The following is a 12,922-nucleotide window of genomic DNA, read 5'->3' as shown; positions in this document are numbered from 1 at the left end:
TGTTTTGTGCTCGCTCTGGGCGAGGCAAGAGGTGCCTGAGGAGAGAGCCTCCTACAACGGGCTGAAATCTAGCCCAGCCTGTCCGCTCGTCTACATGCCTAGCGCACAGCTCTGGGCCCTCGTCCTGCGCTGCGGACGCCAACCCGGCCCTGGCTTCTGGCCTTGATGACCAGGACCGCAGACATTGCTGCACAAAAATGTACGCACCCCGGCGGTGACGCAGGACGACACAGAGAAATGAGCCTGCTGACTCAACCTGTCGGGCCCAGCCGCCAGCTAAGACCGTGTCCTACATGGTCAGTTGGCCGTTGTGCTGGGCATGGGGAGTGGACGGTGGGGTTGGATTGTTCCGGAGGGTCTGTGGGAGATCGCCAGGCCGTTGTTGCCGCCGGCTCGCGTGCGGCCGCAGGGCGGCGGGGTCGCCAACATCGATGATGAGGCGGTCTTCGCCGCGATCATCTACGTGCTGGTCAGCGGCTGCGCCTGGCGGGCGTTGCCCCCGTGCTTCGGGGCATCGAAGTCGACCGTGCACCGCCGCTTCGTCATCTGGTCCCGTGCGGGGGTCTGGGGCCGGCTGCACCAGAGGGTTCTCCAACTTCTGGACGAACAGGGCCTGGTCGACCTTTCCCGCGCGGTCCTCGACTCGGCCCATGTCCGCGCCAAAAAGGGGGCGAACTTGCAGGTCCGAGCCCGGTGGACCGGGGTAAGCCCGGTTCCAAGATGCATGTCCTGTCCGACGCGGACGGACTGCCCCTACGCGTCGGACTCTCCGCGGCCAACACCCACGACAGTCAGGCGCTGAAGCCGATGGTGTCCCATTTCCACATGGGACACGAATCCCACGCCACTGATTCCAAGCCTCAACGCCTGCATGCGGACAAGGCATACGACGTTCCTCACCTGCGGAAGTGGCTGTGGGGCAAGCGCATCGGCGTCCGGATCGCCCGCAAGGGCATCGAGTCCAGCGAACGACTCGGCCGCCACAGATGGGTCATCGAGCGGACGATGTCGTGGCTGACCGGCTACCGCCGCCTCAACCACCGCTACGAACGACACCCGGGCAACTACCTGGCCTTTCTCGGGCTCGCCGCTGCCATCTGCTGCTACAAACGCTTCCGCAATCTCACCATGTAGGACACGGTCTAAATGGGCGTTTTCAGCGGAGCCGCTCCAGGGTGAGGACGGCTGCGGCGATTGACGACATTTGATTCGGGCTGCATCGTGCCCTGCGGAAGATCCGCCAGTACTTCAGTCGTGCGACGCCGCGCTCGACCGGCGCCCGGGCTGCGGACAGCGCGCGGTTGACGGTTTGCTGGGTGGGCGTGAGGCCGCGGCCGGGCGGGCGTTTGAGGGGCGTCGTCACCCACGGGCCGGCTCCCATGTAGGCGCGGTCGGCGAGGACCGGGATGCCCTGGCGTTCGCAGATCCGGATGATCCGGTGGGTGCGGGGCGCGGTCAAGTCGTGCGCGCGGCCGGGCAGTGCGGGTGAGATCCACAGCAGCCGGCCCCACGGATCGGTTCCAGCGGCGGCAACCCGGCGGCCTCGCTCGCATGCCACATCACCTCAACCATGATCCCTGCCGCCTCGTACCACTCCTCATCTCCATGGAACGGGACGGCTGCCGCAGCGGCCATCGCACGGGCGGCCCCCCTGCGCCCCGCACCCGCGCTGCCGGGCAGGTCCATGCAGTGGGCTGGGTAGTTGTGTCGCCCCCGCTCCGGAGCGCCACCGGTTGGGCGCGAGAAAGCATTGTGGCGTGCGGCGGCCGATCAGTTACGGCCGGAGACAGTTTGTCTTCCGCCGAAACTTCGGCGTCTTCCTACACGGCCATGCGCGCGACGGCCACGAGTTCTCGGACGCCCGTGACGCGGGCGTGGTTGGAGCGCAGGTCGGCGACGATCTTCCGGATCGCTGGGCGGTCGCGGACCTCGCTCGGGGATACGCGTGCGGCGCTCAGGAGCTCGGCCGCAGCTTGCTCGGGTTTGCCCCACTGCCACCAGGCACGGCCAAGGTCGGTGTGCATTCGCCCCTTTCGCTCGGCCGTCTTGAACTGGCTCGCGTGGAGCCTGCGGCCGGCCTCGAGCGCTGAGCCGGCGTCGCCGAGCGCCCAGTGGACCCCCACCGCGTACAGGTCGACTGCGGCAGGCGTGATGGGGAAGAGGCGTCCTTCGGGTGCCTCGGGGGGCAGGTCGCGGGCTGCGCGCGTCGCTTCGCGAATCATGGCCAGGGCGTCGTCGCGATGGCCGGCCCTCGCAGCTGTGTAAGAAGTGGTGCACAGCATCTGTGCGTAGGCCGATGCCTGGGCGTCGGTCTGCAGTCCGGTCCCCTCGACCTTGGCGACCGCTTCAAGGATGTGGCGTTGGGCTGCGACGGGCTGGTCCTGGTGCCGCAGCACGATGCTCAGTTCGCGTGCGGCCGTTGCTGCGGCGAGCGGGGAGCCGGACCACTCGGCGTAGAGCGTCGCCCTGTCAGCTGTCAGTCGCGACTGCTCGTAGCGGCCGATCTTCGTCAGCACCTTTGAGGCGAGGCTGTAGGTGGCCGAGAGTCGGGCGAGCGCGATGTCTTGTCGCCCACGGGCCGCCTCATGGCCATCGGCCAGGAGGCCGGGTAGAGCTCGGAGAAGGGAGGCGTTCTTTCCGGCGTCGAAGTAACCGCGGGCTGCAGTGAGGCGGGCGTCCAGTGCCACAGGTGATCCGGTGGGAGCAGGCATGCTGGCGAGTGCATCGCCTACTGAGGTTTTCAGGGTGGGGTCGGTGGGTTGATAGCCAGACCTGTGGCGGCGAGGCAGCCGTCGATCAGACGGGGCCGGAGTTGGATTCTGCGTAACTCACGGCGGAGTGTGTGGTCGAGGTCGTCGGGTGTGTCGAAGGCGGTGTTGGCCATCGCTCCGCGCACGAGCGACCAGACGGCCTCGACGGGGTTCAGGTCGGGTGCGTATGCCGGGAGGCGGATGGTGGTGAGCGCCCACCTGCGGGCCGGCCTCGAAGAGCGGGGGATTGACTATGTGCTGGCCATCCGTGGCGACGTGAGTGCCCATCCGTTCGACGTGAAGCCGGTGGCTCCGGAGCGCAAGGGCCCGGTCGGCTGCTGGCCACAGCCCCCGCTGCCGCCACCGGGCGCCCTCGGTTGCGGCCCTGGCGGCCGGGCTCGGGCAGGAGGCGTTCGCCTCCCTCACCTGGCGGCAGAGCTCGCGAGGAGAGTTACGTTCCCGTTTCGCTGCCGTGCGCGTCCGCCCGGCCGGCAAGGCCGTCGAGCGGCCGATCCGGGCTGCCGCCTCGGCCGAACAGGGCTGGTGGGACGGGGTGCTGCCCGACCGCTGGCTGCTGATCGAGTGGCCCGAGGACGCCGAGGCGCCCACCGACTACTGGCTGTCCAGCCTGCCGGCCGACACCCCGATCGCCCACCTGGTCCGCCTGGCCAAGGTCCGCTGGCGCATCGAGCACGACTACCGCGAACTCAAACACGGCCTGGGCCTGGACCACTTCGAAGGCCGCTCCTGGCCCGGCTGGCACCACCACGTCACCCTCGTGACCGCCGCCCACGCATTTCTCACCGAACAACGGCTGGCCCCAAAAGCAGCCACACCGGACTCACTCTCTACCAGACCCTCGACGCCCTCCAAGACGTTCTGAGGTGCTGGACTGGCATCTGCACCACCTGCCAACAACCCCTGCCCAGTGGAATATGCCGAACATCAAGATCCAGAAAGACCTAACGAATCCTACTAGGGGGCCTTTGGCCGGCGGCCGGGGGCCTCTGGCGTATACGCAGGGGGGTTGTTCATGCAGGCGACTTCGTGTTCAGCCCCGCACGCAGGGCGGGCACCGCTGCGTCCGGCTGCGCGGCGGCGAGCGCCTGGTCGACGAAGGCTTGTACGAGCGCCGCGGTCTCAGGCACCGTGACGTCTTTCGACCACGTCTCGCTGTGCCACCAGCACTCCAGCTCAAAGCGGTGCACGCCGTGGGTCAGTTGCACGTGGCGGACCGACGTCTGGCGTCGGCAGCGGCGGCCGCGGTGACGCAGCGGTCTGCCGTACAGCCGTCCGAAGACACGCCGCCTGCGAGCTTGTCCGCTTGTCCGCCATGCCCGGGAGGCGGACCCAGCGATGCTGGCTCGCTCCCGTGCCACGACCCAGTAGCGCGATGGCTTGCCCGCCATGCTCGGGCTCTCTGGGTCCTGCACCCTACGTTTGCCCAGGAAGACCCAGTCCGCGCCGCACAGGGTCGTGACCTGTGCTCGGCTGTCCTGGTCGTCCCTGGTCGAAGCGGCCACTTGGGTACGTGTGGTGTCTGTGTACCGGTCCGTCCGGGTGACTTGTGTCGTGGCGGCCGGTCGGCGGTGCGAGGGGCAGTGGGACAGTGGCTGCGTTAACTCCAAGCGCCTCTTTGGGTTGCTGGGCGGAAGCCCCCGTAGTGGCCATCACATCCCGCCTCGGGGGCTTGCGCTTGTCTGCGGTGTTGTGCAGCGGAGCTCTGCCGGCCCGGCGCGTGGGCACCGGCTGTGCGTCGGCCAGGTGGGCGCCTGGTGTGCGGCTGCGGGGCGGCCGTCGCTCCTGGCCGTGCTACTCGCTGGTGATGTGCAGAGAGATGTCGTTCGGTGGGTGCCGGTAGGTGGTGGCCGTCGTAGCGGTGTTCGTGGTCCTGGTGGTGGTCGTCGGGTTGCAGCAGGGTGGTGTCGCGGGTGCACAGGTCGGCCCCGGCCCGGCGGTTGCATAACATCGGCAGATCTGTGATGTTCCGGCGAGAACTATGTGCACGGCTGCTGCATAAAGCGTCGTAGGTCAGAGCCTGCTGACCTACGACGCTGTCCGTAGCGCTGCTGCCACGCGGGCGCCGGACCTTCGCAGTTGTTCAAGCTCAGTTGACAGATTTGTACACGCTGGCGTGGCGCTTTGGTGTCGACGCCGAGATACAAACGACGACGGCGCCGTCCCGGTCGGGAGGCGCCGTGGTGGTGGGGCAATGGTTCAGCCGGCTAGCCGGAGGGTGGGCGGGGCCTCGGGGGCTGGGGTGTCTTCGCCGCCGTCCAGGATGCCCTTGTCCTTGAGCTGGCCGATCGCTCGGGAGACCGCCGCCTGGCTGATGTCGAGGCGCTTGGCGAGGTCCCCCTGCCGGATGCGCACGAGGCCGCCGGCCTCCTGGCGGGCCGTGAGGACGTCGAACACGTCGCGGGCCGTGGGGGGACAAACGCGCGTTCGGCAGCGCTTCCCAGATCTCCGGGTTGTGGAAGCCTGGGACGTGGCTCATCGCGATGCCTCATTCCTGACCTTCGGGATGACGATCTCGTACTTGGTAAGTGTCTCTTGCCGAGCTGCAGAAGCAGCCGACGCTGCTTCACGCCGCCCCACCGGTTTCGAGTAGAACATGCGCCCGGTTTTGCTGTCTCGTCGCGGCGGCAGAGGTGGTGAGCTGCGATGCCCGGCGTTACCTGCTGGGGCCGATCCACACCTGCGCCCCGGTGCTGAAGGTCACGTGGATCCCGCGCAGGTGCTCGGCCCCGCGGTCCCAGGGTGCGGCGGCCTGCACGTCGGGGCCTGCGCTAGGGCGTCGAGGGCGAACCTGTGGAACGTGTCGAGTCGCATTTGTGATCATTCCTTCCGTGGCGGCCGAGCCAGTCTAGGCGGGGTAGCGCCCGCTCCGGTCCGCCGATGGGAACCCGCCCTAGCCACAGTCCTGCCGGGGTCTCAGACCAGGGCGGGAGCTGGGTCACGCCGGTGGGATCATGCACCGCTGCGGCCGGCCTTCATGAGTGCGGCCGGAGCGGGTCAGTGGGCTTTGGGCGGGCAGCGATCCTGGTGTATGTGCAGGGAAGCGCCGGCGGCGGAGGCGGAGAACTTGTCGAGTTCCTCGTATGCCTCGTCGGGGCGGATGGCCTGGTGACAGCGGGCGCAAATCACTGCCCCTCCTGCGCGTATGGGTTGCCAGGGGAGGGGGTGGTGCGCCAGAAGCTGGTGGTGGTGGCGCGGAAGCTGCGGTGCCCAGGCTGCTCGCCTGTGTGTTTCAGCGACCACAGCTCGGCCGGGAGGCGCTGGCCCTCAGTCGCACCCGAGCTGGCGCCGCACGTGGTGCAGTGGGCCTCGTGCAACAACTGCTGCGGTGCGCCTTCTTCGATATCCAGTCCCAGGTTCCATTCGGCAGCCACGATGATCGTGCGCCTCATGACGTCCTGACTGTTCCGGTAGCTGGGTTCAAAGCGTCCTCGATGGCAGCCCGCAGGGCATCGGCGGAAGTGTTCCATGAGCCGTCGCCGGGGCAGATGAGCCAGTGCGGGCCAGGCCCCTGGATGCGGCGGGGTGGGGGAATGACGACGTACGATCCGCGGCCCAAAGCCGTGGTGTTGGTGACGTCCCAGCTTTCCGCTGTACCCAGGGCGACGAACCAGTACAAGCGAGACCCGTGGGGTCTTCAGCGACGGCGCCCGAGCGAGGGTCGAGGATGCTTAGCGTCGTGAGCCCGACACCCCTCGGGACGCGTACGGCGTCCCAAGCTCGGCCTGCCGCCACGGGCGCGGAGGTCGTACGTAACTCGGCTGGGTGATTTTGAGGCATCGCTATGGCTCCTCGTCGGCCGTCAGATCGGCTGGAGGGACCAAGAGTGTTCCCACAAGAGACGCATAGCGAGGACTTGCAGAGGACTTATCAAGGCGTGAAAGCGGACCTTTTGGCGGCCAGGAGTGTGAATACTGGCCGTGGGCGGGACTTCCTGTGAGTCTGTCAGTAGCCCCAACAAGCAAGGAGGTTGACGTGGAACGGCCGGCAGGCAACACCCGTCTCAAGGCAGCCCGCTTGGCGGCCGGCTACCACTCTCAGCAGGCCCTCGCCACGGCGCTGAGCGAGCGCGGGCTCGCCGTCGGTGTCCGGCAGGTTAGGCGCTGGGAGTCGCCCAACCCGCCGTGGCCGCATCCCGACTGCCAGCAGGCTCTCACGCAGATACTCGGCCAGGACATCGAAGCGCTTGGCTTCACCCCACCGGGCGGCCGGGACGCCCACCAGCCCCCGGGACGGCGCAGCATCATGTTCCCCCCGACATCCCCTGTGACCCTCGGTACTGTGCCGAGCCAGGCGCCAAGGAACTTGCAGCCAGCGACCGTTGCCCGCGACTTCGCCGCCGTCACCAGAGCGCACCGCCGCCTCTACTGGACCGTGGCGCCAGCCACGCTGCATCCGGCAGCGAGCGCCCATGCAGCACTTGGATGCGCGCTCCTCAGCGAGGCCGCAGGCGCAACCCGGCAGACCCTGGCCGCCGCACTGGCCGAGACCTACCTCCTGTGCGGACGGATAGAGTTCTTCGACCTCCGGCAGCCTGACACCGCTGGCGACATGCTGCTCCGCGCTCTTCAAGCGGCCGGAGAGGCGGACGACACGTTGCTCGGTGCCGCGATCCTCGCCCACGCGGCGTTCATCCCCGGCTGGGCCGGGCGGCGCGACGATGCCGCCGAGCGCATGATCGCGGCCCGTACGTACGCGCGCCGAGGAGCGGCCTCGGCAGAGCTCTGGGCGTGGCTCGACGCTGTCGAGGCAGAGTGCGAGACACGGTGCGGCAACACCCGCACAGCCCTGCACCTGATCGGTCACGCCGAGGACGTCCTGGCTGCCGGCAGCGACCAGCCCAACCCGGAGTGGCTTGACTGGTTCAGCCCCGTCCGGCTCGCAGCGTTCAAGGGAAACACCCAGCTCAAGGCGGGCCACCTGCCCCAGGCCTTCGCCACGCTGCAGACCGTCCTCGAGGAGCTGCCCGCCGACCATTGCAAGCAGCGCACCGTGATCCTCGGAGACCTGGCCGCGGTGGAAGCGTCGGCAGGACGGCCGGAGGGGGCGTGTGCCTACGCGATCCAGGCCCTCGAGCAACTGGCCACAACCTGGTACGCGACCGGGATGGAGCGAGTTCGGGAGGTGCGGCGCATGCTCGTGCCGTGGCAGCACGAGCGGTGCGTCCGAGACCTCGATGAGCAGCTGTACGCGTGGGGAACGACGCTTAGTGCGCTGACTGGTTGAAGTCCCGGATCCGAGAGGGCAGCTCCAAGAGGCTCTCTACCCGGAACGTCGGAAGCTTCTTGGCTTCCTCGGTCTCCCACTGGATCGCGGCCCAGGGCCCCCGGCGGATCAACGCCGTTTGCATGCCGGCGGCTGCGCCCGGTCGGAGGTCATTGTCGACGCGGTCGCCCACGTACAGGATCGCGCCGGGCTCGAAGGGCACCACCTCAGCGACCCTGTGGAAGAACTCGGGGTCCGGCTTGGCCGCGCCCCAGTCGTCCGAGGTGCCGATGAGGTCCACGTCGTCGGTGAAGAGCTGCCGCAGGATGCCACCGGCCCGGACGGTCTGGTTGCCCGCAATGCCGAGCCAGAGTCCGTCCGTGCGCAGCTGGGCGAGCGCGGGTCGGACGTCGGCGTAGAGGTCTTCCTCGTCGAAGTGCTCCGGCTGACCCGCGGCCGCGCGGGCCTCGCGCTGCTCGTACAGATCGAAGCCGGGCTGGAACTCTTGGAAAGTCTCGCGGTAGTCCCGGCCCTGGGCGATTACGGCACCGAACATGGCTGCGAACGTGTGCCGTGGCACCCGCAACCAGTCTGCCCAGGTTCCGTACTCCCGGGTTTCGTCTACGAGGCACTCACCGACGTCGAACACCACAGCGCGAATCATGAGCTGATCGTAGGACCGAGAGTCGAACGCAAGAAAGAGCCCCCTCCCGCCCGAGGTGAGAGGGGGCTTCGTCTATCCGAGGTCCGGCTCAGTCTTCGACGCGCAGACGTAGGAAGGCGCGCAGCTGGTCGGTGTACGGCATGACGCCTCGCCTGGTCTCGATGAGGAGTTGCCACTTAATCAGCGCGTTGACGTCACGCGGAACGGTACGCGCCCCCTTGCCCGCGTAGTCCCGAGCGAGCCGGGGGGCAATATGGGGATCTTCGATGTGGGTGTGAAAACTCCCCATGGCAGGTCCAGGACGAGACGACGCTGCCGCAGGCACGCGGGGGTTTCCGCACCTTCGAACTCTGCGTGGACGAAGTTCTCCCAGGTGACGACCATCTGCGCTGCTTGCGGATCTCTTCGATCTGTTCCCGCAACCCGTCGACGAAGCCTTGCATCCCGTAGCGGATGAAGGCAGAGATGTCGTACGGGTGCCGACTCGTCATTGCCAGCTGGCGGTAGTACTCGCTCCGCGTCCGGTTGTAGTGGTCCGACAGAACGTGCGCTGCAACAGTCGGGGCCTTGGCCGCCATGTGGACGGCGTGATGGTGGGGGTATGGCGTTGACCGTGGTGGACAAGCCGTCGGAGACGGGCGGCCGGGGGGTGAGTGTGATGTGCCGGGGCGTGGAGGAGAGTGCCTGGGCATGGCGTTCTCGGATCACGATGTGATCGTGTTTCTTCAGGCGGCGGGGCTGAGCGATCCGGATGAGATGCTGGACGACCCGCGCTGGGTCCAGTGGCGTGGCGGCCGCGCCTGGAATCTGTCCCGCGACGGCGGCTGAGGATGGGGGGCCGGGGGCGGGGGCTCTGGCCGGGGCGTGGTTCCAGAGCCCCCGCACGGGGCCGCGTCTCTGCGTGTGACAGGGGTGCATTTCACGCGTCCACAACTCTCAACGAGCAGCACTGTTCGGCGTCACGGCCGTAGTCGCATCCCCGTCGGACAGCTGTGCTGTGGGCTGTTTGCACCAATTCCGTCACCCGTGCTTGCCCGGGAGCATGGTGCCTGTGACCTGTACTTTCACCTATTCCGGAGGCCCGGATAGGGGGTGGGTGGGTGGGCCGTTGTCCGGGGTTGTGCTGAGGGTGGTGTACGGGAGGCGCGATCCCGAAACCCGCGCTTGCCGGGTGCGTGTCTTCCATGGGAGGAGTGTCATGCGCAGGTTGTCACGGGCCCGGATCGTCCTGGCCGGAGTCGCTGTGGGGCTGCTGTGGTCGCCGTCGGCAGCGTGGGCGGATGGCACGCCGGCAGCGGGTGCGGGGCCCTCGAATGTGAGCGTGAGCCCCTCGCAGGTCCATCAGGGCGGGATGCTGCAGGTCACCGCCTCGGGCTGCACCAGCGGCGGCACGGTCACCTCCGCGGCGTTCCCCACCGTGCAATTGCCCGCCGGGGCGACCACGAGTGCCACCGCACGGGTGATCAACACCGCCACGCCCGGCTCCCACAGTCTGACGGTGCGGTGCGGCAGCCGGAGGGAGAACGCCTCGTTCACCGTGCTGGCCGGCGCCGCGGCCCGGGGCGGTCTCGGCGGCAGTCAGACCCCCGGCACGGCCGCGATCGCCGCGGGCGTTGCCTTGGCGGCACTGGGTGCCTGCACCGGAGCGTTCCTGATCACCCGGCGCCATCGTGTCCAGCGCAGCCGGTGACGCACACCAGGCGAGGCCCCGCAGGAACCGGAAGCGGCCGACCGGCCAAGGGCGCATGCCACCCCATCCCTATTGAGGTGTGGTTCCGGGCCGGCGAGGCGAGCACCGGCCCGGAACCACACCCTCCGATCCGGGGTGTGAGGTGGGGCCCTGGCCGGGCAAACGGCAGGGCCCCGGCGTGCATTCTTCAGGGGAGTGAGCACGCGTCGTGCGGCACAACGTGCCGCACACCGAACCGGTCACGCTGCTTAGCCCGGTCCGTGACTGGCCGAGTCGTGCCAGGGCCGGCCTGGCCACGGCGGGTGATGAGGAAGGATCCGCAGCAGCCGGGCCGCACGTTCCTCGCGCCAGGACATGGAGCAGGCGGTGCCGCCTCGAGTCCGATGGCGGCATGGGCGGTCTCCAGCCCCGCTGCCACCGTTCCCTCTCCGCCGTTGTACGGTCCCGGGCATCGTTCGGGTGACTTCCGCTGCCCGCACGGGCCGATCTGGTGGCGCTTCGGCCGCTCCGAGTGGCAGCCCCTGACCGACGCACTGACCAACCCCCGCACCAAGGCGGAGTACGACGCCCGCGACGAGCAGCGCCGGGCGGAAGGGGAGCGGGTGCGGGTCCTCGAGGACCGGCAGCGCCGGGACGAGCTGGAGCTCCGTGAGCACCAGGTCGAGGCCAAGCGGGGGATCATCAAGGTGGCGGCATGGTCGGCACGGGTCCAGGCTCCGGCCCGTGGTGTGCGGGCAACAGTCGTCTCCGCGACGGGTCCAGGCAAGACGTTCACCGCCGCGTCGGCGGCGCTCGATCTGTACCGGCACGGCCGGATCCTGGTGATGCTGCCAGACGCACGGCGTCCGATCCGCAGGTGCTGCGGCGGCGTATTGTCAGCTGGGCGAGGTGCTGCCGAAGGGCGGGCAGGTCCTGAGCTGGCGACAGGGAGACGACGCCGTACGCCCGCATCTTGACCGCAAGAGCCGCGGCCGCCTGCGCCCAGTTTCCGCAGACCGATCCGGCCGCGAACCTCGGACACACCTGCGGCCAGGCGGTGCTCCGCCTGGGCGCCCGGCGAGACCGGCCTGGCACACGTCCAGTCAGTGAGCCTGCTCGTCAGGGCTCTCCACCGGGCGCTCGACCGCGCCCTGAAGCCCCGTGTGAGGTCGGCACCTCCCGCTGGCCGGCACGGCTCGGGTCCTACACCACCCAAGTCGTGCATGGCCCATCGCCCCAGCGCCCGCACGCAGGGCGTTCTGGCACGGCTGCGGAGGTTCCCGGCCGTGCAAACACAGGAGGAACACCTCATGGTCCCAAAGCCCAGCGCCCCACAGCAGGAGGGGGCGGCCTGGCCCGCGCCCCCCGACAGCCCAGGGCTGCCAGTGCACAAGGGAGACCCACGCTGCCCCGGCCGGCAAGAAACGATCACGGACATCGGTTCGTGGGTCACCTTGACGCAGGGGATAATCGCTGTCATGTCTGTCACCGACCCCGGCCCCGATGATGCGGCGCTGTACCGAGTGAAGTTTGCCCAGCGGTTGCCGGCCGACCTGGGCGAGCTCACCGGGCCAGAACACGGCCTGGTCGAGCTGCCGCTGCATGTGGCCTGGTCCGGTCTGCGCGTCTTCGACCTGGACCGTCCACGCCAGCGCATGGGCCTGTACCGGACCGTACTCGCCGAGGGCATGACTGAGGACCTGCGCCGCTTCCTCAACGGCAACCTGCTCGTGGACCTGTGGCCAGTGCTGCGTACCCTCGTCGGCCGCACCGTGAGGGACGTCTGGGAGGATGCCTTCCCCCAGCTGCGGGAAGCCAGGGCCGCAGCGTGAGGATGCCCGAGCTGCACGCACGGCTGCTCGCCGACGTGCTCGCCCTCGGCTCGTCCTTCCCACTCGTCCTGACCGGCGGCTACGCCGTCCAAGCCCACCGGCTTGTTGAACGAGTCAGCCAGGACCTGGACCTCGCCACCGAAGCCGCCGCACCGATGAGCGAGATCACCCAGTCGCTGCGCACCGGCCTCGAGGAACGGGGCTGGCAGGTGTCAGTGATCGAAGTAGCGCCGCTCTCGGCGCGTTTCCAGGTCACCGATCCGCAAACCGGCGACGTATGCGAAGTAGACGTCCTCAAAGAAGTCTTCTGGCGCCCGGTTGCCCACAGCGACTACGGCCCTGTCCTCGGTGAGGAGGACGTGATCGGCACCAAGGTCAGGGCCCTCGCAGACCGCGGCGCAGCCCGCGACCTGATCGACGTCTTCGCCGCTTCCCGCCGCTGGAACACCGCCGACCTGGAAGAGTTCGGCCGACGTCACGCCCGCGGCCGGTTCAGCCCCGAAGACCTCCAAGCGCGTCTGGCCGGCGCCGACTGGATCGACGACGCCGAGTTCGCCGCCTACGGCCTGGACGAAAATGCCATGGGCGCCCTGCGGAAATGGGCCCAGTTCTGGGCCGACGATCTTGCACGCCGCCTGCACCGTCCTGAGATCGACGACTGAGGGCGCCGCCTGTCGCCTGCATGCGCGTGGCGAACGCCTTCAGGCCTTTGCGCGCTCAGCAGGAGGTTCTCCAGCCTCCGCCCCACGCCGGGCCTGGCCAAGCTCGAGGGTGTGCAGGAGAT

At 68.7% G+C, this 12,922-nt stretch carries 13 protein-coding genes and 3 pseudogenes; 8 read left to right on the top strand and 8 right to left on the bottom strand.

Going from position 1 to position 12,922, the window contains the following annotated elements; translation table 11 throughout:
* The first annotated feature begins 319 nt into the window (after positions 1-319).
* A protein-coding gene (locus MDN94_RS35960) for an IS5 family transposase (RefSeq protein WP_482730005.1) occupies positions 320-1,134 on the top strand; the annotation gives its coding sequence in 2 pieces (ribosomal slippage) (positions 320-662 and positions 662-1,134; 816 coding nt in all).
* Positions 1,135-1,156: 22 nt separating this feature from the next.
* Here the strand turns inward: MDN94_RS35960 and MDN94_RS35955 are convergent.
* The 3 genes and pseudogenes from MDN94_RS35955 to MDN94_RS35945 form a co-directional block, all read right to left on the bottom strand.
* Positions 1,157-1,519, bottom strand: a pseudogene (locus MDN94_RS35955) (transposase family protein); the annotation flags it as partial.
* 301 nt (positions 1,520-1,820) lie between these two features.
* Positions 1,821-2,711 (bottom strand): transcriptional regulator, encoded by an 891-nt coding sequence (locus MDN94_RS35950; RefSeq protein ID WP_482730004.1) that lies wholly within the window; start codon positions 2,709-2,711, stop codon positions 1,821-1,823.
* Between the two features lie 29 nt (positions 2,712-2,740).
* Positions 2,741-2,974, bottom strand: a pseudogene (locus MDN94_RS35945) (transposase); the annotation flags it as partial.
* Between MDN94_RS35945 and MDN94_RS35940 the strand changes: the two are divergent.
* A pseudogene (locus MDN94_RS35940) lies at positions 2,961-3,633 on the top strand (IS701 family transposase); the annotation flags it as partial. The pseudogenes MDN94_RS35945 and MDN94_RS35940 sit on opposite strands and share 14 nt — an antisense overlap.
* Before the next feature lie 148 nt (positions 3,634-3,781).
* Here the strand turns inward: MDN94_RS35940 and MDN94_RS35935 are convergent.
* The 3 genes from MDN94_RS35935 to MDN94_RS35925 form a co-directional block, all read right to left on the bottom strand.
* On the bottom strand, positions 3,782-3,976 hold the full coding sequence (locus MDN94_RS35935; RefSeq protein ID WP_482730003.1) for a hypothetical protein: 195 nt from the start codon (positions 3,974-3,976) through the stop codon (positions 3,782-3,784).
* Positions 3,977-4,967: 991 nt separating this feature from the next.
* Entirely contained in the window at positions 4,968-5,165 is a 198-nt protein-coding gene (locus MDN94_RS35930; RefSeq protein WP_482730002.1) for a MarR family transcriptional regulator, read from the bottom strand.
* Between the two features lie 728 nt (positions 5,166-5,893).
* Positions 5,894-6,160 (bottom strand): DUF7848 domain-containing protein, encoded by a 267-nt coding sequence (locus MDN94_RS35925; RefSeq protein ID WP_482730001.1) that lies wholly within the window; start codon positions 6,158-6,160, stop codon positions 5,894-5,896.
* Between the two features lie 583 nt (positions 6,161-6,743).
* Here MDN94_RS35925 and MDN94_RS35920 point away from each other — a divergent pair.
* Entirely contained in the window at positions 6,744-7,994 is a 1,251-nt protein-coding gene (locus MDN94_RS35920; protein ID WP_482730000.1) for an NsdA family TPR-like regulatory protein, read from the top strand.
* On the opposite strand, the gene MDN94_RS35915 is transcribed toward MDN94_RS35920, so the two are convergent.
* Complete coding sequence (locus MDN94_RS35915) at positions 7,975-8,637, bottom strand: HAD family hydrolase (protein WP_482729999.1); 663 nt, start codon at positions 8,635-8,637, stop codon at positions 7,975-7,977. The two genes, MDN94_RS35920 and MDN94_RS35915, sit on opposite strands and share 20 nt — an antisense overlap.
* Before the next feature lie 88 nt (positions 8,638-8,725).
* Positions 8,726-8,926, bottom strand: coding sequence for a hypothetical protein (locus MDN94_RS35910; protein WP_482729998.1), 201 nt, complete (start codon positions 8,924-8,926; stop codon positions 8,726-8,728).
* 401 nt (positions 8,927-9,327) lie between these two features.
* Here MDN94_RS35910 and MDN94_RS35905 point away from each other — a divergent pair, with 401 nt between their 5' ends.
* The 5 genes from MDN94_RS35905 to MDN94_RS35885 all read left to right on the top strand — a co-directional run bounded on the left by MDN94_RS35905 (position 9,328) and on the right by MDN94_RS35885 (position 12,800).
* A complete protein-coding gene (locus MDN94_RS35905) occupies positions 9,328-9,465 on the top strand; it encodes a hypothetical protein (RefSeq protein WP_482729997.1) in 138 nt (45 codons plus the stop codon).
* 493 nt (positions 9,466-9,958) lie between these two features.
* Positions 9,959-10,327, top strand: a complete 369-nt coding sequence (locus tag MDN94_RS35900; RefSeq protein ID WP_482729996.1) for a hypothetical protein — start codon at positions 9,959-9,961, stop codon at positions 10,325-10,327.
* Positions 10,328-10,632: 305 nt separating this feature from the next.
* Positions 10,633-11,283: a DEAD/DEAH box helicase family protein gene (locus tag MDN94_RS35895; protein WP_482729995.1), complete on the top strand. Its 651-nt coding sequence runs from the start codon at positions 10,633-10,635 to the stop codon at positions 11,281-11,283.
* Positions 11,284-11,784: 501 nt separating this feature from the next.
* Positions 11,785-12,138: a hypothetical protein gene (locus MDN94_RS35890; protein ID WP_482729994.1), complete on the top strand. Its 354-nt coding sequence runs from the start codon at positions 11,785-11,787 to the stop codon at positions 12,136-12,138.
* The gene (locus tag MDN94_RS35885; protein ID WP_482729993.1) at positions 12,135-12,800 is read left to right on the top strand and encodes a nucleotidyl transferase AbiEii/AbiGii toxin family protein; all 666 of its coding nucleotides are present in this window, start codon (positions 12,135-12,137) and stop codon (positions 12,798-12,800) included. Before MDN94_RS35890 ends, MDN94_RS35885 begins: the two co-directional genes overlap by 4 nt.
* The last annotated feature ends 122 nt before the right edge of the window (positions 12,801-12,922 follow it).

The organism is Streptomyces sp. WAC00040 (assembly GCF_056835925.1).
This window is presented reverse-complemented; position numbering and strand designations above follow the sequence as displayed.

Excerpts from the sequence above, each read along its gene's own strand:
- MDN94_RS35890 (WP_482729994.1), top strand. The coding sequence starts at position 11,785 with ATGTCTGTCACCGACCCCGGCCCCGATGATGCGGCGCTGTACCGAGTG.
- MDN94_RS35895 (WP_482729995.1), top strand. The coding sequence starts at position 10,633 with ATGAGGAAGGATCCGCAGCAGCCGGGCCGCACGTTCCTCGCGCCAGGA.
- MDN94_RS35915 (WP_482729999.1), bottom strand. The coding sequence starts at position 8,637 with ATGATTCGCGCTGTGGTGTTCGACGTCGGTGAGTGCCTCGTAGACGAA.
- MDN94_RS35905 (WP_482729997.1), top strand. The coding sequence starts at position 9,328 with ATGGCGTTCTCGGATCACGATGTGATCGTGTTTCTTCAGGCGGCGGGG.
- MDN94_RS35950 (WP_482730004.1), bottom strand. The coding sequence starts at position 2,711 with ATGCCTGCTCCCACCGGATCACCTGTGGCACTGGACGCCCGCCTCACT.
- MDN94_RS35925 (WP_482730001.1), bottom strand. The coding sequence starts at position 6,160 with ATGAGGCGCACGATCATCGTGGCTGCCGAATGGAACCTGGGACTGGAT.
- MDN94_RS35910 (WP_482729998.1), bottom strand. The coding sequence starts at position 8,926 with ATGGGGAGTTTTCACACCCACATCGAAGATCCCCATATTGCCCCCCGG.